Genomic DNA, 18,062 nt, shown 5'->3' with positions numbered 1-18,062 from the left:
TCCGATGGCGCACCTCCAGCCCTTCCTGCACGACCTGACCGGCGTCTTCAGTGCGCCCATCCAGGCGTGGTCGGACCCGCAGGGCCAGATCCGCGGGGCGGGCGCGCAGGGCATCCACTGCGGCGACGACCGCGTGATCAGCTCCGCCGTCCTGACGGTGGACGGCGGAGAGCCGGAGTGGGTCGTCGCCCAGGTGCGGTCGGCCCGCCGGGTGGACTTCCTGGCCATGGTGCGCGTCGAGAACGCCGGCGCGGATCCGCTCGTCCAGCTCACGCGCACCCGGACGGCGTCCGCAGAAGGGATCAGCGAGGTGGTGCGCATCGAGTCGGCCCTCGACGGGCCGGTGACCCTGGTGCTCGCCTGCAGGCTCGCAGCCGACAGCACCCCCATGGAGAAGGTGAAGTCCGGTCAGGCATCCGAGGCGCCGCTGGCGGTCGATGCGCTGCAGTGGAACTGGCGCAACGCCGACACCACCGCCGTGCTGCACCCCGGCACGGCGTCCGTCTCCTTCGACGGCGGAGGAATCGACCTCCGCTGGGAGGTCACCGTGCACCCCGGAGCGGCGGCCGAGGTGGACTGGTCCCTGGCGCTGCAGGACACGGGCGCACCGATGACCGCCCCGACCACGGAGCCTCTCGAGGCGCCGGCCGTCGGGGACCGCCGCCTCGATCTGCTGCTGCGCCACTCCATCTCGGACCTCAACGGCCTGCGCATGGCGACGGTGGACCAGCCCGCGGCGACGTTCCTCGCGGCCGGCGCGCCCTGGTTCTTCACCATGTTCGGCCGTGACTCCCTGATCGCCGCCCGCCTGCTGCTCCCGGTGTCCACGGAGCTCGCCGGCTCCACGCTCACCGCGCTCGCCTCGAGGCAGGGCACCGTCAGCGACGCCGCCACGGCCGAGCAGCCGGGCAAGATCCTCCACGAGGTGCGCCGCGGCACGCTCCAGTTCGAGGAGAACGGCACGGGGATCGCCCTGCCGCCGGTCTACTACGGCACCATCGATGCCACCCCGCTGTGGATCCTGCTGCTCCACGACGCCTGGCGCGCCGGCCTGGACGCCGACGTCGTCGAGCGCCTCCTCGATCCGCTCGAGAAGGCGCTGACGTGGCTGCGTGACTTCGGCGACTCGGACGGCGACGGCTTCCTCGAGTACCTCGACACGAGCGGTCACGGCCTGGCCAATCAGGGCTGGAAGGACTCCGGCGACTCGATCCGCTGGCACGACGGTTCACTCGCGGAGGGCCCGATCGCGCTGAGCGAGGTCCAGGGCTACGCCTACGAGGCAGCCATCGGGGGAGCGGCTCTGCTCGAGGCCTTCGGCCGCCCCGGCGCGGACGGCTGGCGCAGCTATGCCGCCGGGCTGGCGGAGCGTTTCCGGGACGCGTTCTGGTGCTCGGACGCCACCGGCCGCTACCCCGCGATCGCGCTGGATGCGCAGAAGCGCGCGGTCGACGGCGTGACGAGCAATATGGGCCACCTCCTCGGCACGGGCATCCTCACGGACGAGGAGGAGGCCGTGGTGGTGGCACGGCTGCTCGACCCGACGATGTTCTCGGGCTTCGGCATCCGGACGGTCTCGACGACGAACGGGGGCTTCTGGCCCACGCGCTACCACGTCGGGTCCGTGTGGAGCCACGACACCGGCATGATCATCAGCGGGATGCTGCGGGCGGGTTTCGCTGACGAGGCCGCCGTCCTGGCGCGCGGCCTGCTCGACGCAGCGGAGGGCTTCGACTGGCGGCTGCCCGAACTCTTCTCCGGCCACGCGGCCGGCGACGTGGAACGGCCGGTGCCGTACCCGGCGTCGTGCCGTCCGCAGGCATGGGCGGCAGCCTCCGCGGTGCCGATCGCCCAGGCTCTCGGCGCGCTCTGACGCCCTTGCGTGTCGGCGGGACCGCCCGGGATCAGTGCAGGATGCGCTGGTACAGCAGGTGGTCCTGCCAGGACCCGGCGATCCTCAGGTAGGACGGCGCCGTCCCGATGAGCGTGAAGCCCGCCCCGCGCAGGACCGCCGTCGAGGCGGCGTTGCGCGGCAGGACGGACGCCTGGATGCGGTGCAGCCCCAGCTCGTCCCGGGCGTGCCGCAGCACCTCCTGCAGGGCGGCCGAGCAGACGCCCCGACCCTGCAGCCGCCCGGCCACCCAGTACCCCATGTGCGCGCTGAGGAACGGCCCGCGGACGATGCCCGCGAGGGTCATCGTGCCCACGATCCGCTCCTCCGCCTCGAGAACCCACGGTAGGTCGGTGCCCGCGGCCCCGGCCTCGAGCCGCGACGCGATCTGCTCGGCCTGGCCCGCCTCGGTGAAGAAATGGTCGTCCCGTAGGGGCTCCCACGGCTCGAGGTGCTCCCGGTTGTCCCGGTAGGCCCGGGCGAGGGCGGGCGCGTCCGCAGCCCTCAGGAGACGCAGGGTCACACCGGATGGCAGAGTAGGGAAGGGCACCCGGCCACTGTAGTCGGAGGCCCGGCGCCGCCGGTCGGGGTGGCGCCGGAGCGGCAGGAGAGGTGGCCCGTGGACGGTACCTGGACCATTCGCGAGGCGACGCGCGCGGACGCCGCCGGGTTCGCCCGCATCCAGATCGATGCCTGGCGCGCCACCTACAGCGGGATCCTGCCCGCCGACTACCTCGCGCGCCTGGACCTGTGGCGCCTCACGGCGGTCTGGGAGCAGCGGCTGGGCAGCGCGGCGGGCGCGGTCCGCCAGCTGGCCGTCTGCGTGGACGGCGGCATCGTCGGATGGGCGGGCTTCGGCGAGCCGCGGGACGACGTCGACGACGGCACGGGCGAACTGCACGCCATCAACATGGACCCCGCCCACTGGTCCCGCGGACTGGGCTCGTTCCTGTTCACCCGGGTGGCCCGCGAACTGGTCGGCATGGGATACAGCCGAGCCTATCTGTGGGTGGCCGACGGTAACTCCCGGGCCCTGGCGTTCTACGGGCGGCACGGGTGGTCACTGGACGGCACCAGCACCGACGACGACCGGTTCACCCCGCCGCTGCACGAACTCCGGGTGGTGTCCCCACTTCTCGCATGAAGGCTCTTCCGGCTGCTTCCTCCCGCTGCCACACTGTCGCCATGGCCGGAATCCCCGACGCACGCATCGACGCCTACATCGCCGCGCTCCCCGCCTGGCAGCAGGAGGTCTGCCGGACCGTGCGGCGTGTGGTGCACGAGGCCGATCCGGAGGTCGAGGAGACGATCAAGCGCACCCGCCAGCCCTACTTCGTGCTCCACGGCAACGTGTGCGCTCTTCTCGCCACCAGGGACCACGTGAGCGTCTTCCTCTACGACGGCGGCCTTGCCCCCGATCCGCACGGCATCATCACGGGCGGCCACGGCAACGCGACCGGACGGACGATCGCCGTCCACGAGGACCGTCCCGTGGACGAGGACGCGCTCCGGGAGATCTTCCGTGCCGTCATCGCGGACAATCGCAACGGCGGTTGGCGCAGCATCACCAAGCGTGCCAACCTAGGCGGATGAGCCCGCTCCAGGACATCCCGACCGCCACCGGCCCGCGGCCGGCCCCCGCGTCCCGGGCCCTGGACGTCCTTCCCCGGCACGTTGCCTGATCCGCAGGGACGGCGACGTCCCTCACAGGGCGAGACGCCCCCGCACCTCCGGCCCGCGTACCTCGGCCTGGTGTTCCTCGGCGGCATGGGCGGGACCCTCGCGCGTTTCGGGTTGTCCGAGCTCCTTCCGACGCCGTCGGGCCTCCCGTTCGGGATCTTCCTGATCAACCTTGCCGGCGCCTTCGCCCTCGGTCTGCTCCTCGAGGCGCTGGCGCGCCGTGGCCCCGACGCCGGCCGGCGTCGGGGCGTGCGGCTCCTCCTCGGGACCGGCTTCCTCGGTGGCTTCACCACCTACAGCGCACTCGCCGTCGACTCCGCGCTCCTCGTGGGGGGCGGGCGGGTCGTGGCCGGTCTGGGCTACCTCGCGCTGTCCGTCGTCGTCGGGCTCGGGGCGACGGCGCTCGGCATCGTGGCAGGCCACCTGGTCCACCGACGGTTACGGGGCCGCCGGGGAGGACGACCGTGAGCCTCGCACTGGTGCTCGCGCTGGGCGCCGCGGGCGGGCTGGGCGCGGTCGCACGCTTCGTGCTCGACGGCGTCATCCGCGGGCCGCTCAGCGGCGTCGTCCCCATCGGCACCATGACGGTCAACATCAGCGGCTCGTTCCTGCTGGGTCTGCTCACCGCGCTGGGCATGATCAGCGTCCTTCCCTCCGAGTGGATCCTCGTCTGCGGTGTGGGCTTCCTCGGCGGCTACACCACCTTCAGCACGGCGAGCAGCGAGACGGTGCGCCTCCTCCAGGCGGGCCACGTCGGTGCTGCCCTGCTCTCGGGAGCGGGCACCGCGCTGGGCGCGCTCGCGGCGGCCGCGCTGGGCCTGTGGGTGGGGCTGCTGCTCGCCTAGGCTGCAGCCATGCACGATCCCACCGGCGCCGTGCCGCGGCCGTCATCCAGCACGCGTCGTCCCGTGTCGGTCGTCCCGTGTCGGTCATCCCGTGTCCGTGTCGGTCCGGCCGGACACCGATGGCTGACGGGCGGGGAGGTGCACAGGCGTGGTGGTGAGTTCGCCGTGAACCGTGCGCCCTGCCTGCCAGTACCGGTTCCTTCGCGGGGTGTCGGTCCGGCGTCGATGACCCGGCGGAGTGAACCACGGTATGCCGCCGCGGAGCTCGACGCTCCACAGATCCTCGTGGATGACGTGATGGTGGCGGGAGCACAGCAGCACCCCGTTGTCGATGCTGGTCCCTCCACCGCACGACCACGGTGTCAGATGATGTGCCTCGCACCAGCTGGCCGGGACGACGCAGTCCGGGAAGGCACACCCCTTGTCCCGGGCGACGAGCGCCCGTCGAAGGTGTGGTGGAAACAGGCGTTGCGCGCGTCCCAGGTCGAGGACCTCTCCCTCGCTGCCCAGGACCAGCGGGATGATGTCGGCATCACAGGCCAGCCTCCTGATGGTCCGCGCACCGATCTGTACGGAGAAGACGGCGTCGCCCGCCCGCTCGGTCTCGCCGACCAGGTCCCTGTAATCAATGGTGACCATCACCTGTGGACGATGCCCGCCCGTCGCGGGTAGGCCTCCGGTCGACAGGGCGATCCTGCAGGCCGAGACCAGTCCATCGAGGAGTTGCTGCGGACGGGTCGGACCGCAGTGATCGACCGGCTGCTCCTGCGAAGCGGGTTCCGGCCCGGGCGCCGGGTCGCGTGCCGGACCGGGCGCACGGCCGGCCGCCTCCGGTCCTCCGCCATCGATCGGGTGTGCCGCATGCCCCCGGGATGCTCGTGGGTTGGCGGCCGTATTCATGACGGTGGCGAGCTGTTCGAACTGCTCGTCCGTGGCGCCGATCTCCAGGACGTGCAATCCGTGGCGCCGTCCCTTGAGGAAGACACCCTGGCGCGCGCGCAGTACCTTCTCCGTGGGTTCCCGTCCGTCCTGGTCGAGCACTGATTCCCAGCGGCGGACCAGGACGCGGAGGATGTCCTCGTCGGACTCGATCGCCTGCCGGGTGAGGTGCTGCTCCATCGACGCGAGCTGATCCGGTGGCGCGAAGGACTGCACCCGCTCGATCGCCTGTGCCACGGCGGCAGCCGCTCGTCCACTGACAGCGAAGGAATCCATGGCCCCACCCAGCGACTCCAGCCGGGGCGGGAGCGGGTTCCCGGTGGGTGACAGGCTCGGCAGCACGACCGCAGCCAGGTGCAGGCGACGTCGCGCCTCGGTCCGGCTGATACCCAGTGTCTCCCGAAGGAAATCAGCGCAGTTCCTGACCCTTCGCCCGACGTCGGCAGCTGACGCGGGTGGGCCGGGCGGGCTGGAAGGGCTGGATGACGTGGTTTCGGGACCCTCCGCAACCGACGGCGCTTCCGCCGGACCGGATGGGCCGGGAGCGCCCTGTTCCGACGCAAGGCCGTGGTGATCCGCCACCCTCGCTGCGAGGACCTGCAGGTAATCGACGACCTTCGACACCTGCTCCACGTCCACGACGAACCGCAGGGCGTCCTGGCGTGACAGGAGGTGGTGGTACTGGGCCAGGCCGAGGGCGCAGGCGCCGAGGACGGTGCGCGCCTCCTCGAGGGAGGATCCCGGGTGTGGGGAGCGTGCGATCGAGGTAATGACCATGAGCCGATATTATCGAACACATCTTCTAATAATCGAGGCGGGCGCGCGATTGTGGAGGGGTAGTGGGCGACTTGGTCTCCACAGGATTGCCCGCTGTTCACACGGGATCGGCGCCTCTCCGGGAGGGATGCCCTGCCCGCTAGGCTGGACGGGTGCCCCAGGAAACCTTCGACCTCCGTGCGATCGCCGTCGGCGCCTACGGCCCGTCGCTGCTGTACGGAGTCGCCACGGGCGCCATCCTGCCGGTCATCGCGCTCACCGCGCGCGACCTCGGCGCGGACGTGGCGACGGCCGCGCTCGTCATCACGCTCTCGGGTATCGGCTCCCTCGTCACGAACGTCCCGGCGACGCTGATCGCCACGCGCTTCGGCGAACGCAGGGCGCTGGTAGGGGCCGCGCTCTGGTGCGCGGCGGCCATGTTCCTCGCACTGGCAGCCACCACCCTGGCCGTCTTCGCGGCCGCCGTCTTCATGGTGGGCATGGCGGGCGCCGTGTTCGGGCTCGCACGCCAGAGCTACCTCACCGAGGCCGTGCCGGCGCACTTCCGCGCCCGGGCCCTCTCCACGCTCGGTGGCGTCACGCGGATCGGGGTCTTCGCGGGGCCGTTCGCGGCCGCCGTCGCCATGAGCGCCGTCGGTCTGGACGGCGCGTACTGGGTGGGCGGGTCGGCGAGCCTCGCCGCTGCGGCCCTGAGCTGGCGCGTCCCCGAGCTCGACGCCCCGGGGCGGGTCGCGATGACGGCCCGCACCCCGGTCGAGGCCGCGCTCGCGGCTCCGCCGACAGTACGCTCCACGGTGCGCAGCCACGCCCGGATCTTCCTCACCGTCGGGATCGGGGTGCTGCTGATCGCGGCGGTGCGGGCCACCCGGCAGGCGGTCCTGCCGCTGTGGGCCGAGAACATCGGTCTGGACGCCTCGGCCACGGCGCTGATCTACGGACTGTCGGGTGCGATCGACATGCTGATCTTCTACCCGTCCGGCAAGGTCATGGACGTCCGGGGCCGCCGCTGGATCGCCGTCCCGTGCATGCTCATCATGGGCACCGCCCTCACGCTCCTGCCCCTCACCGGGGACGCGACGGGCCTGCTCCTGATCGCCCTGCTCATCGGGTTCGGCAACGGCATCGGCTCGGGTATCGTCATGACGCTCGGGGCGGACTTCTCGCCGTCACCCGGCCGTCCGCAGTTCCTCGGCGTCTGGCGCCTGCTCACGGACGGCGGGACCATGGCCGGCCCCGGGCTGCTCGCCCTCGTCACCGCGCTCGCCACGCTGTCGGCCGGTATCTGGGCGACGGCGGTTCTCGGCTTCCTCGGTGCAGGGATCCTCTGGTACTGGATCCCGCGGGCGGCGCCGGGGTCGGCGCAACCGGCGCGCTCCCGGAGCTGACACCCCTCGGCGTCGTGCGCCGGACCGTGCCGCCCGTAGATCGGAAGACCCAAAGCATCCCCGACGCCGGCACGGTCAGGGGGTGCGCGGAGCGGCGGAGACGCGGGCCTGCGCGGAGAAGAGCCATCCCGCGGCGGCCGCGAGGGTGAAGCCGACGCCCACGATCCACGTGAGCCCCCACCAGAAGAACAGCGGGACGTTCGCGGTGCCGGGCTCCGGGGCCGGCCCGATGGCCAGGACGGAGAGGTAGAGCACCATGGACAGCGCGAGGCCGCCGAGTCCCAGCGCCCAGCACGCCACCAGCCACGCACGCGACGACGCCCAGAACGCGTCGTAGCCGTGCCAGTTGTTCCAGTGGTCACCGGTCCGCATGATGATCAGCCCGCCGATGAGCGTCCACGTCCCGACGGCCAGGAGCGCGGCGACGACGTCGGCCGGGCGGTGCCAGAGGTTGATGAACGTGGCCGCGCCCGCGAGGACGGAGTACGCCCCGCCGGCGGCGGCGGCGAACGGCCGCCAGCGCGGCGAGGCGATGATGAACACTGCGGCCGCCGCCGAGGCCGCGAGCGTCGTATGCCCCGACGGCAATGAATTGAACGCGAGGGTCTCGACGCCCCGGTCGGGGCGGTCGAACACGATGTTCTTGAGCAGCTGCGTGGTCAGGTTCGCGGCGAGGATGACGCCGACAGCCGTCACGGCGGCCGCCACCCGCCGTCGCACCACGGCCACGAACAGGATCGCCGCCGCAGCGACGACGATCGAGACGAGCGGCAGGGTGTCGAGGAACCGCAGGAACGGGAGCTGGGTGTCGGGTGCGGCGACGTCGGCCTCACGCCAGGCGGACTCGTCCGCGAACTGGCCCCTGGTGGTCCGGACGAAGGCCCAGTAGGTCCAGCCGAGTGCGGAGGCGCAGAAGACCGCGGCCAGCACGAACAACAGCGGCGAGCGTGCTGCCCGCGCCGATCCGGTGGAGGTTCGCTGGGACGTCATCCCGTCCATCGTTCCACACCACCGGGCCTGTCCGTCGCTGTTCCGTGACCTCCGCGGCGGCGTTCCGCTCCCGTACCCTGAGGGCGTGCGAACCTCGGACCATCCCCAGCCGGACGCCCTCTCCCTGCCGACCCTCGAGGAGGTGTCGGCCTCGGCGCGAATCGTCTCCGTGCCCATGCGCGTGAAGTTCCGCGGCGTCCTCGTCCGGGAGGCCCTGCTGGTGCGGGGGCCGGCCGGCTGGGGGGAGTTCTGCCCGTTCCTGGAGTACGACGACGCCGAATCCGCGCCCTGGCTCGCCGGTGCCCTCGAAGCGGCCTGGCACGGCTTCCCGGCCCCGGTCCGGTCCGAGGTCCCCGTGAACGCGACGGTCCCTGCCGTCGGGCCCGCCGATGTCGAGGGCGTGCTGGCCCGCTTCGGTCAGGTGGGCGCCGTCAAGGTGAAGGTGGCCGAGCGGGGTCAGGTCCTGGCCGACGACGTCGCGCGGGTCGCCGAGGTGCGCCGCCTCCTCCCCGATGCCGGGATCAAGATCGACGCCAACGGCGGCTGGACGGTCGAGGAGGCGCTGACGGCCCTCGAGGAACTCGCGCGGTTCGGCCTGCAGTACGTGGAGCAGCCGGTGGCCGACATCCCCGGCCTGCGCACCGTCCGGCTGGAACTGCGCCGCCGCGGCGAGGCGGTCCTCGTTGCCGCCGACGAGAGCGTGCGCCGCCAGGACGACCCGCTGCGGGTGGCCCGCGAGGACGCCGCCGATGTGCTCGTCATCAAGGCCCCGCCGCTCGGCGGCGTCCGGCGCGCGCTGGACATCATCGGCCGCGCGGGGCTGCCCGCCGTCGTCAGTTCCGCCCTCGACACCTCGGTGGGTATCCGCGCCGGGGTGGCCCTCGCCGCCGCGCTCCCCGCACTGCCCTACGCCTGCGGGCTCGCCACCGTCTCCCTCATGGCCGGCGACGTCGCCGAGGCCTCCCTCGTCCCCGAGCACGGGGTCCTCCCGGTGCGCGACGTCGAGGCGTCGGAGGAGCTGCTCGAGCGCTTCGCGGCCGGCGAGGATCGGCGGCGCTGGTGGCTGGACCGCCTGGCGCGCTGCTACCGGGTCCTCGACGGGGCGCAGCCGCACTGACGCGAGTTCCGATCCCGTTCACGCGGGGTTCACCGGCGTGCACCCCGCCCGTTCAGGAACCCCCGACAGGGTGGGGGCACGCCGTCCACCCCGTCGAGAGGTATTCCATGACTGACACCGCGCGCCGCCTCCTGCCCATGCTCGGCCACACCAAGGGGAAGCGCAGTGCCGTCACCTGCGCCCTGAAGTGTGACAACGCCTGCGCCGACGCCGTCTGCAACACCTCCGCCAACAACTACTTCCGCGATATCGCCTCGCGCGAGTTCTCGCGCCGCAGCGCGCTCGGGGCGGGCGCGGCCGGGGCCCTGACGCTCCTCGTCGCCTCCCAGACCGGTGCCGGTTCCGCCGTCGCGGCGCCGGGTGGGAAGGGGGCCGGCGCTCTGCCCTTCACCGCCATCGAGCCCGTGGACGCGCTGGTCGACGACATGACGGTCCCGCGGGGCTACGGCTGGAAGCCCGTCATCCGCTGGGGCGATCCGCTCTTCCGCACGTCCCCGGACTTCGACGCCGACCGCCAGACCGCCGCCGCGCAGGCGCTCCAGTTTGGCTACAACTGCGACTACACCGACGTCCTCGAGATCGAGGGCAGCAAGGGCCGCCGCGCGGTGCTCTTCGCCAACCACGAGTACACGAACGAGAACATCATGGTGCCCCCGACGACGCCCGCGGCGGAGGTCCGCGGCATCGGCAGGGCCGCCCACGGGCTCTCCGTCGTCGAGCTCGAACGCAGGAACCGGAACAAGCCGTGGTCCTACGTCCAGGGCGCCCCGCTCAACCGCCGCTACCTGACCACCACCGCCTACGAGGTGACCGGCCCCGCGGCGGGGTCGGATCTGCTGAGGACGAAGGACGACCCGGCCGGCCGCAGCATCCTCGGCACCCTCGGCAACTGCGCCGGCGGCACCACCCCGTGGGGCACCATCCTCTCCGGCGAGGAGAACTTCAACGGCTACTTCGTGGCCGCCGGCACCAGCGACGGCGATCGCCGCTACGGCATCACCAGCAAGCCGACGGCGCGCGGCTGGGAGATCGACGAGCCCCGCTTCGACACCCGCAACGCCGGGTACGAGAACGAGAAGCACCGTTTCGGCTACATCGTCGAGGTGGACCCGTTCGACCCCACGTCGACGCCCCGGAAGCACTCCGCGCTGGGCCGCTTCAAGCACGAGGGTGCGAACGTGACGGTCTCCGCCGACGGCCGCGTGGTCGCGTACATGGGCGATGACGAGCGCTTCGACTACCTCTACAAGTTCGTGTCCACCAGGAAGGTGCAGCCGGGCAGCAGCCCTGCGGCGCGCCGGGCCAACATGACCCTGCTCAGCGAGGGCTCGCTGTACGTCGCGCGGTTCCAGGGCAACTCCGTCGCCGAGATAGACGGCACCGGCACGCTCCCGACCGATGGCGCGTTCGACGGCGTGGGCGAGTGGCTGCCGCTGCTCATCGACAACGAATCCGTGGTCGCGGGCATGACCGCCGCCGAGGTGTGCGTCTTCACTCGGATCGCCGCGGACAGGATGGGCGCCACCAAGATGGACCGGTGCGAGGACGTCGAACCGAACCCGCGCACGGGCAAGGTGTACGTGGCGTGCACCAACAACACGAACCGCGGCGTCGGCAGCAGCGCCGTCGCGGACGAGGCCAACCCGCGCACGCAGAACCGCGACGGCCACGTCGTCGAACTCACGGAGGCCGGCGGCAACGCGACGGGCACCCGCTTCACGTGGAACCTGCTGCTGGTCTGCGGCGATCCCGCGCGCAACCCCTCCACCTACTTCGCCGGCTACCCGACGGACAAGGTCTCCCCGATCTCCTGCCCCGACAACGTGGCCTTCGACTCGGCGGGCAACCTGTGGATCTCGACGGACGGGCAGCCGGGCACCGTGGGCTTCGCGGACGGCCTGTTCAAGGTGGGACTGGAAGGCGCCGAGCGCGGCCGCGTGCAGCAGTTCCTCGCCGTGCCGCGGGACGCCGAGACGTGCGGGCCGGTCATCCACGACCAGGACGGCACCGTCTTCGTGGCGGTGCAGCATCCGGGGGAGGACGGAGAGTGGGCCGCGCAGGCCTCCCTGTTCCCCGACTACGTGCCCCTGGGCGGTGCCCCGCGCAGGGGAGAGGCCGCGCTGCCGCGTCCGTCGGTCGTCCAGGTCTATCGTGCGTCCGAGGGTCGCCGCGACGAGGACCACAACGGTCGCGGTCGGAAGCGGCAGGGCACGCCACGCCGCTAGCAGGTCCGCACGGTCGACGGGACGGCCCACGCCGGCTGATGCCACGCACCCCCACCTCCGGGTGGGGGTGCGTCCGTGTGGGGGTGGAAGGATGGAGCCGTGACCGACGCAGCCGTTCCCCAGCCCTCCTCCCTCGACTCCGCGGCCTCGGCCGCCCGTGTCGTCCGGGCCCTCGTCGCCGGTGGCGTGCACGACGTCGTCGTCGCCCCCGGCTCGCGCAGCGCCCCGCTGGCCTACGCGCTGTCCGAGGCGGAGGACGCAGGCCTCGTCCGGCTGCACGTGCGGATCGACGAGCGGTCCGGTGCCTTCACCGCCCTGGGGCTGGCGCTCGGCGGCCAGCGTCCGGCGGCGGTGGTGACGACGTCGGGCACGGCCGTGGGTGAGCTCCTGCCGGCGGTCATGGAGGCGAACCACGCCGCGGTGCCATTGGTGGTGATCTCCGCCGACCGACCCGCCGAGCTGCGCGGCACCGGGGCCAACCAGACGACGGTGCAGCCGGGACTGTTCGGCGTACATGTACGGATGGGCATCGACGTCGGTGCGGGCGAGGACCCGGGCCCGACCGTCCGGGACGCCCTCCACGCCGCCCTCGGCCGCGCCGTGGGCGGCGTCCCGACCGCTCCGCCGGGCCCGGTCCACCTCAATCTGGCCTTCCGTGACCCGCTCGTCCCGGCAGATCCCGGGGACGCAGGGGACGCCTGGGACACAGGGGTCACCGGGAACACGGGCGAGGATCGGCCGGCGACCCGACCGGGGGCGGGCTTCGCGGTGGCCACCGGTGCGGATGACGGCGGCGGCACGGCGGTCGGGTCGGTCGGTGGTGCGGCGGGCGGCTCGGTCGGTGCGGACGACGGCGGCGCCGCGACGGCCGGGCCGGGCGGGGGCGCCGATGCTTCCGTGCCAGGCGGCGGCGCGGAAGCACCCGTGTCCGCGGAAGCAGGCCCGCAGCCCGAGGGCAGGCCGCACCGCACCGGCGCCGGGCGGACCGTCGTCGTCGCCGGCCACGGGGCGGGGGAGCTCGCCGCGGTGTTCGCCGCGCACCTGGACCTCCCGCTGTTCGCGGAGCCGTCCTCCAACGCGCGGTTCGGCAGCAGCGCCGTCGCTCCGTACCGGCTGCTCCTGGAGCACCTCGGCGCCCCCATCACACGGGTGGTGACGTTCGGCCGGCCCACGCTGTCCCGACCCGTCGCCGCGCTGCTGGCCCGGCCCGACGTCGAGCACGCGCTGTACCTGCCCGCGCCCGTCGCCTGGTTCGAGGACGGCCGGCGCCCCGAGCGCATCATCGACACCCTGCCGGAACTGCTCGCCTTCGCGGGGCGCGGCGAGGAGGGCTGGCTGCGCTCCTGGCGGGAGGCCGGCGCGGCGGCGGACGCCGCGATCCAGTCGCTGCTGGGCGACGAGCCCCAGCTCACCGGACTGCACGTGGCCGACGCCGTCTGGGAGTACACGCACGGCAACCTGGTGCTCGGCTCGTCCAACCCGATCCGGGACGTCGACCTCGTCGCCGCGACGGACCAGCATCCGCTGGAGGTCTTCGCGAACCGCGGCCTCGCGGGTATCGACGGCACCATCTCGACGGCCACCGGGGTGGCCCTCGCGGCGGGCATCCCCACGCGCGCGCTGCTGGGCGACCTCACGTTCCTGCACGACGTCGGCGGCCTGCTGGTCGGCAGCGGCGAACCGCAGCCCGACCTGCAGATCGTGGTCCTCAACGACGGCGGGGGCGGGATCTTCGGCCTGCTCGAGCACGGGGCCGAGAGCACGACGGCGCGCTACGGGCCCGCCGTGGAACGGCTGTTCGGGACGCCGCACACGGTGGACCTCGCTGCGCTGGCCGCCGCCTACGGGCTACGCCACGAACGGGCGACCACGCCCCAGGAGCTGGATACGGCGATGGAGCGGCCCATCAGGGGCCGCTCCATCCTCGAGGTGCGGGCGGAGCGCCCGACGCTCCGGGACCTCCACGCGCGCGTCCGCCACGCGGTGGCGTCCGCGGCGCCTCGCGCCTAGATGTACTGAGCCGTCAGGTTGGTGACACTCGGGTGATGGGTGTGGTTCCGATGCCGGTGTGGATACGTTCAGTGTTGTAGTGCTCGAGCCAGGGTGCAAGGGCGGCTTGACGGTGAGCGCTGCTGGTGAGGCGGGCGTTAACGTGAGACACGAGGACCTCCGAGCACGAAGTGTGGGAACTAGACAGCTCCACTTAGCCCGGAGGTCCTCCTCCATTTCAAGACCCCCGCGTCAACAACGTCCCAGCCCAGTACACCTAGAGCACCTTCGAGAGGAAGAGCTTCGTCCGCTCGTGCTGCGGGTTGCCGAGGACGTCCTCGGGCTTGCCCTGCTCCACGACGACGCCGCCGTCCATGAAGACCACCCGGTCTCCGACCTCGCGGGCGAAGCCCATCTCGTGCGTGACCACCATCATGGTCATGCCCTCCCGGGCCAGCTGCTTCATGACCTCGAGCACGTCACCGACGAGCTCGGGGTCCAGGGCGCTGGTGGGCTCGTCGAACAGCATCATGTCCGGGTCCATCGACAGGGCGCGGGCGATGGCCACGCGCTGCTGCTGGCCGCCGGAGAGCTGCGCCGGGAAGGCGTCGGCCTTCTCGGCGAGGCCCACCTTGGCGAGGTTCCGGTGGGCCACCTCGACCGCTTCCGCCTTCCGCCGCTTCTTGGCGCGCTGCTGGGCGAGGGTCAGGTTCTTCAGGACGCTCAGGTGCGGGAAGAGGTTGAACTGCTGGAAGACCATGCCGATGCGCGTGCGCACGCCGTCGAGGTCCGTCTCGCTGTCCGTGATGTCGACGCCCTCCACCATGACCGTGCCGCTGGTGGGCTCCTCGAGCCGGTTGACGCAGCGCAGGAGCGTGGACTTGCCGGAGCCGGAGGGCCCGATCACGCACACCACCTCGCCGTGGTCCACGTGGAAGTCGATGCCCTTGAGCACCTCGTTGGCGCCGAAGTTCTTGCACAGGGCGCGGACCTCGATCGCGGGGACCGCCGTCGAACGCGTCGGAACCGATGCTGGGTGTGCCACCGGGATCACCGGCCTCTCTTGTTGTGTCGTTCGAGCTTCGCCACGAGCTGGGTGAGCGGCAACGTGATGACCAGGTACATCATGGCGGCCACGACGAGGGGCGTCGCGTTGGCCTGGCTGGTCAGGGCGTCCCGGGCGAAGGTGGTGAGTTCCCGGTCCGCGATGGCCATGCCGGCGATGAAGAGCAGCGACGTGTCCTTGATGAGGATGACCAGCTCGTTCGTCAGCGGGGGAGTGATGATCCGGAAGGCCTGGGGGAGGACGACGGTGAGCATGGTCCACGCCGGGTTCATGCCGAGGGAGCGCGCGGCCTCGACCTGTCCCTTGGGCACGGCCTCGATCCCGGCCCGGATGGTCTCCGCGATGTACGCCGCGGACACCACGATCAGGCCGATGAGACCGGCCCCCGCGTTGCCTCCGGGCGGGCGCCACTCGAACGCGATGGGGACCGCATAGGCGAACCCGAAGATCACCAGCAGCGCGGGCAGCCCGCGGAACAGCTCGATGTACCCGGTGGCGACCCACCGGTACGGCAGCACCGGGGAGAGCTTCATGAGCGCCAGCAGGAGCCCGAGCAGCATGCCGCCGACGAAGGCGATGGCCGTGTAGACGATCGTGTTCTTCGCCGCGATCGTGACGACCTCGGGGAAGGTCGCAGCAGCGACCTCGAGATCGAGGAAGTTCGTCTGGATCTTGTCCCAGTCGGCCGCGAGGATGATGAACAGGACGACGGCGACGAAGACCGCGTAGAGGACGCCCTGGATGAGGCGTCTGCGGGTTGAACGTTTCACGCGGTGGATCTACCTTCCTTCGGGAGGTGGCACCCGCGCGGCCCCGGAGTCGTCGGACATCCGGGGCCGCACGGGCAGGGCTGGTCTACTCCGCGAAGTAGGAGTCGTAGATTTCCTGGTACTTGCCGTTGTCGCGCAGCGTGCCGAGCTGCTCGTTCACGGCGGCCACGAGTTCCTCGCTGCCGCTCTTGGCCATGATGAAGCCGTACTGCTCGTCGGTCGGGTACTCCTCCGCGATGGTGAAGGCGCCGTCCTCGGTGTGGCCGATGTTCACCGGGAGGTCCTGCAGCAGGGCATCGACGTTCCCGGCCTGGACGGCGGCGTACATCTCGGCGTCCGACGGGAACTGGATGATCTCGGCCTCGGGAGCGTTCTCCTCGGCATAGGTCTCGCCGGTGGTGCCCTGCTGCACGCCGACCTTCTTGCCGGCGAGGTCCTCGATCGAGGCGATGTCCGAGTCGGTCGGCACGAGGAGCGACTGCAGCGAGTCGTAGTACGGGTCCGAGAACGTCAGGTTCGCCTTGCGCTCCTCGGTGATCGTGACCGCGCTGGCGCCGATGTCGCACTGGCCGGCGGCGATGACGGCGCCGCTCTGGAGGCCGTTGAACTCGACGTCCTGGACGGAGAGCTCGAGGTCCATGCCGGCGGCGATCTCCTTCATGAGATCCATGTCGAAGCCGGTGTACTCGCCGTTCTCCTCGTACTCGAAGGGCGGGTACGGGATGTCCGAGCACACGGTGAGTGAGCCCTCGGACACGAGGTTCAGGCCGCTCGCCTCCTCGGAGGCGGCGTCGTCGGAACCTCCGCCGCACGCGCTCAGCGCGAGTGTGCCGGCGGCCATCGCGGCCAGCAGTGCAGATTTCTTGGAAAGCATCGGTACCTCATTCGGGCGGGTGGGACGGGGACGGTTCTGCTGATTCTAGCGGCAGGGAGAGGTGCATCACAGGCGACAGGGATTGCCTGCTGGTCACCAGGGCAGGTCGGTGGCGACGGTCATCGGGACAGGCCGAGGGCCTCGATCATCGGCCGGAACTTGCTCCACGTCTCCGCGAGCTCCGCCTCGGGCTGGGACCCCTCGACGATCCCGCACCCCGCGTAGAGCCGGACGCGCGTGGGTGTCTCGACGACGGCGCCGCGCAGGGCGATGCCCCACTCCCCGTTCCCCCCGGCGTCGATCCATCCCACCGGCCCGGCGTAGGGCCCGCGCTGCAGGTGCTCGAGCTCGCGGATGAGCGCCCCGGCGACCGTCGTGGGGGTGCCGCACACCGCGGCGGTGGGATGCAGCGCCTGCACGAGGGCCAGGGACGTCGGCACCCGGCCGTCGTCGTCCGCCGCGAGCTGTGCCGTGACGTCCGAGGCGAGATGCCACACGTTGGGCAACTGCAGCACGAACGGCTCGCTGTGGGAGGTCATGGAGCTCGTGAACGGCTGGAGCGTCTCGGTGAGGGAGTCGATCGCGATCTGGTGCTCGTGGAGCTGCTTCCCCGACCCCGCGAGGACCCGGTCCGCGTAGCCGGGGTCGCCGGCCGGCGCGTTGGCCCGGTCGAGGGTTCCGGCGAGCACGCGGGCGCGAGCCGTGTTGTTCTCCACCTTGATGAGCATCTCCGGCGTCGACCCGATCAGGCCGTCCACGGCGTACGTCCAGCAGTCCTCGTACCGCACCGCGAGTTCGCGCAGCACCTGCGCCGTCGCGACAGGCGTCTCGAGGTGCGCGACGACGTCGCGCGCCAGCACGAGCTTGCTCAGCTCGCCGGCCTGCACGTGCTTGACGCCCTCGGCGACCGCGTGCTGGTACTGGTCCTCGCTGAGGACGCCGGGGCCGAGACGGTCGCCCGGGTTGGGGGAGCGCCCGGCGTCGGGTTCCACGAGGTAGGCCGCGAGCGCCGCCTCGGCCGCCTCGGCGCTCAACTCGGCCTCGGCGTCGTCGGTGATGAAGGTCAGCCAGGCACGGCCCTCGCTGCAGCCCACCACCACCTCGGGGACGATCAGGCGTGATTCGTGCGCGGAGGTCTTGGAGAAGGCGAACGAGCCGAAGGCGATGAGGCCGCTGCCGGGGACGTCGAGATCGTCGAGCACCTCCGCGCCGGCGAGTTCGCGGCGCCACCATTCCTGGGCCTGCGTGAAGCGGTCGGGCCCGGTGACGGTGAACCGGGCGGTCTCGCCGTAGGCCACGAGTCCGGACCCGCGGCGGATCCAGGTGAGGGCGTCGTTGCGGACCACGTACTCGAGGAGCCCGGTCTGCGGGTCCATGTCCGCCCGTGCCACGGTGATGCTGCGGAGCCCGCGGGACTGCCCGGGCGCAGGGGGCAGCGCAGTGAGGGACGGTGTGCTCATGATGCCTCAAGCGTACTCCGCGGCGTCCGGGCGACGCCGTGCGGTCCCGTGAGG

At 71.9% G+C, this 18,062-nt stretch carries 17 protein-coding genes; 9 read left to right on the top strand and 8 right to left on the bottom strand.

What is annotated here, in order from left to right:
- Positions 1-4: 4 nt before the first annotated feature.
- Positions 5-1,873, top strand: a complete 1,869-nt coding sequence (locus ACSGDB_RS05915; RefSeq protein WP_434993534.1) for a glycogen debranching N-terminal domain-containing protein — start codon at positions 5-7, stop codon at positions 1,871-1,873.
- A 31-nt stretch (positions 1,874-1,904) separates the two neighbouring features.
- Here ACSGDB_RS05915 and ACSGDB_RS05910 read toward each other — a convergent pair whose 3' ends face one another.
- Complete coding sequence (locus ACSGDB_RS05910) at positions 1,905-2,414, bottom strand: GNAT family N-acetyltransferase (RefSeq protein ID WP_434993533.1); 510 nt, start codon at positions 2,412-2,414, stop codon at positions 1,905-1,907.
- Positions 2,415-2,510: 96 nt separating this feature from the next.
- On the opposite strand from ACSGDB_RS05910, the gene ACSGDB_RS05905 reads away from it, so the two are divergent.
- From ACSGDB_RS05905 to crcB, 4 genes are all read left to right on the top strand, one after another.
- Entirely contained in the window at positions 2,511-3,035 is a 525-nt protein-coding gene (locus ACSGDB_RS05905) for a GNAT family N-acetyltransferase (protein WP_434993532.1), read from the top strand.
- A 41-nt stretch (positions 3,036-3,076) separates the two neighbouring features.
- Complete coding sequence (locus tag ACSGDB_RS05900) at positions 3,077-3,484, top strand: DUF1801 domain-containing protein (protein WP_434993531.1); 408 nt, start codon at positions 3,077-3,079, stop codon at positions 3,482-3,484.
- 81 nt (positions 3,485-3,565) lie between these two features.
- Entirely contained in the window at positions 3,566-4,039 is a 474-nt protein-coding gene (locus ACSGDB_RS05895; RefSeq protein WP_434993530.1) for a fluoride efflux transporter FluC, read from the top strand.
- Positions 4,036-4,416, top strand: coding sequence for a fluoride efflux transporter CrcB (crcB, locus tag ACSGDB_RS05890; protein ID WP_434993528.1), 381 nt, complete (start codon positions 4,036-4,038; stop codon positions 4,414-4,416). The genes ACSGDB_RS05895 and crcB overlap by 4 nt, the downstream gene beginning before the upstream one ends.
- A gap of 84 nt (positions 4,417-4,500) precedes the next feature.
- Here crcB and ACSGDB_RS05885 read toward each other — a convergent pair whose 3' ends face one another.
- On the bottom strand, positions 4,501-6,132 hold the full coding sequence (locus ACSGDB_RS05885) for a DUF222 domain-containing protein (protein ID WP_434993527.1): 1,632 nt from the start codon (positions 6,130-6,132) through the stop codon (positions 4,501-4,503).
- Positions 6,133-6,284: 152 nt separating this feature from the next.
- Between ACSGDB_RS05885 and ACSGDB_RS05880 the strand changes: the two genes are divergently transcribed.
- Positions 6,285-7,517 carry an MFS transporter gene (locus tag ACSGDB_RS05880; protein WP_434993526.1) on the top strand — a complete coding sequence of 411 codons (1,233 nt, stop codon included), beginning with the start codon at positions 6,285-6,287 and terminating at the stop codon, positions 7,515-7,517.
- Positions 7,518-7,592: 75 nt separating this feature from the next.
- On the opposite strand, the gene ACSGDB_RS05875 is transcribed toward ACSGDB_RS05880, so the two are convergent.
- A complete protein-coding gene (locus tag ACSGDB_RS05875) occupies positions 7,593-8,507 on the bottom strand; it encodes a phosphatase PAP2 family protein (protein ID WP_434993524.1) in 915 nt (304 codons plus the stop codon).
- Between the two features lie 85 nt (positions 8,508-8,592).
- Here ACSGDB_RS05875 and ACSGDB_RS05870 point away from each other — a divergent pair, with 85 nt between their 5' ends.
- From ACSGDB_RS05870 to menD, 3 genes are all read left to right on the top strand, one after another.
- Positions 8,593-9,624 carry an o-succinylbenzoate synthase gene (locus ACSGDB_RS05870; RefSeq protein WP_434993523.1) on the top strand — a complete coding sequence of 344 codons (1,032 nt, stop codon included), beginning with the start codon at positions 8,593-8,595 and terminating at the stop codon, positions 9,622-9,624.
- Positions 9,625-9,731: 107 nt separating this feature from the next.
- A complete protein-coding gene (locus tag ACSGDB_RS05865) occupies positions 9,732-11,849 on the top strand; it encodes a PhoX family protein (protein ID WP_434993522.1) in 2,118 nt (705 codons plus the stop codon).
- A 99-nt stretch (positions 11,850-11,948) separates the two neighbouring features.
- Positions 11,949-13,859: a 2-succinyl-5-enolpyruvyl-6-hydroxy-3-cyclohexene-1-carboxylate synthase gene (gene menD / locus ACSGDB_RS05860; protein WP_434993521.1), complete on the top strand. Its 1,911-nt coding sequence runs from the start codon at positions 11,949-11,951 to the stop codon at positions 13,857-13,859.
- Between the two features lie 13 nt (positions 13,860-13,872).
- Here the strand turns inward: menD and ACSGDB_RS05855 are convergent, their stop codons facing one another.
- The 5 genes from ACSGDB_RS05855 to ACSGDB_RS05835 form a co-directional block, all read right to left on the bottom strand.
- Complete coding sequence (locus tag ACSGDB_RS05855) at positions 13,873-14,052, bottom strand: integrase core domain-containing protein (protein ID WP_434993449.1); 180 nt, start codon at positions 14,050-14,052, stop codon at positions 13,873-13,875.
- A 63-nt stretch (positions 14,053-14,115) separates the two neighbouring features.
- On the bottom strand, positions 14,116-14,883 hold the full coding sequence (locus tag ACSGDB_RS05850) for an amino acid ABC transporter ATP-binding protein (RefSeq protein ID WP_434993520.1): 768 nt from the start codon (positions 14,881-14,883) through the stop codon (positions 14,116-14,118).
- Between the two features lie 5 nt (positions 14,884-14,888).
- Positions 14,889-15,674 carry an amino acid ABC transporter permease gene (locus ACSGDB_RS05845; protein WP_434993519.1) on the bottom strand — a complete coding sequence of 262 codons (786 nt, stop codon included), beginning with the start codon at positions 15,672-15,674 and terminating at the stop codon, positions 14,889-14,891.
- An 85-nt stretch (positions 15,675-15,759) separates the two neighbouring features.
- Complete coding sequence (locus ACSGDB_RS05840) at positions 15,760-16,548, bottom strand: transporter substrate-binding domain-containing protein (protein ID WP_434993518.1); 789 nt, start codon at positions 16,546-16,548, stop codon at positions 15,760-15,762.
- Positions 16,549-16,667: 119 nt separating this feature from the next.
- Positions 16,668-18,008, bottom strand: coding sequence for an isochorismate synthase (locus tag ACSGDB_RS05835; protein ID WP_434993517.1), 1,341 nt, complete (start codon positions 18,006-18,008; stop codon positions 16,668-16,670).
- Positions 18,009-18,062: the final 54 nt, after the last annotated feature.

This window comes from Arthrobacter sp. Ld5, from assembly GCF_051172775.1.
GTDB lineage: Bacteria > Actinomycetota > Actinomycetes > Actinomycetales > Micrococcaceae > Arthrobacter_D.
The sequence above is the reverse complement of the archived record's forward strand: the minus strand, read 5'-3'. Positions and strand labels throughout refer to the sequence as shown.

What these genes read in the sequence shown, in the direction of transcription:
- ACSGDB_RS05915 (WP_434993534.1), top strand. Translation starts at nt 5, where the DNA reads ATGGCGCACCTCCAGCCCTTCCTGCACGACCTGACCGGCGTCTTCAGT.
- ACSGDB_RS05885 (WP_434993527.1), bottom strand. Translation starts at nt 6,132, where the DNA reads ATGGTCATTACCTCGATCGCACGCTCCCCACACCCGGGATCCTCCCTC.
- ACSGDB_RS05875 (WP_434993524.1), bottom strand. Translation starts at nt 8,507, where the DNA reads ATGACGTCCCAGCGAACCTCCACCGGATCGGCGCGGGCAGCACGCTCG.
- ACSGDB_RS05900 (WP_434993531.1), top strand. Translation starts at nt 3,077, where the DNA reads ATGGCCGGAATCCCCGACGCACGCATCGACGCCTACATCGCCGCGCTC.
- ACSGDB_RS05835 (WP_434993517.1), bottom strand. Translation starts at nt 18,008, where the DNA reads ATGAGCACACCGTCCCTCACTGCGCTGCCCCCTGCGCCCGGGCAGTCC.
- ACSGDB_RS05865 (WP_434993522.1), top strand. Translation starts at nt 9,732, where the DNA reads ATGACTGACACCGCGCGCCGCCTCCTGCCCATGCTCGGCCACACCAAG.
- ACSGDB_RS05840 (WP_434993518.1), bottom strand. Translation starts at nt 16,548, where the DNA reads ATGCTTTCCAAGAAATCTGCACTGCTGGCCGCGATGGCCGCCGGCACA.